The 288-nt window shown below is 48.3% G+C and carries 1 protein-coding gene; it reads left to right on the plus strand.

Annotation, left to right across the window (positions count from 1 at the left end; all coding sequences use genetic code 11):
• Window positions 1-288 (plus strand): CoA-transferase (locus AC1M83_RS14235; protein ID WP_481590950.1); only part of this gene is annotated, 288 nt, incomplete at both ends.

The raw sequence follows: 288 nt of genomic DNA on the forward strand, positions 1-288 counted from the left end.
TAGAAGGCGGAGCTTTCTTCCATCATGGTGATTCATTTGCCATGATGCGTGGTGGTCATTTAGACATCGCAGTCTTGGGTGCTTTCCAAGTGGCAGAAAATGGTGATCTTGCAAACTGGCATACCGGTGCACCTGATGCCATTCCTGCTGTGGGTGGTGCAATGGATTTAGCCGTGGGTGCGAAGAAAGTCTTCATCACCACCGATCATGTCACTAAAAAAGGCGAACCTAAAATCGTTGCTGAGCTGACTTATCCTGCGACAGGTTTGAAATGTGTGGACCGCATTT

It is taken from the genome of Acinetobacter sp. 25-47-130 (assembly GCF_056779705.1).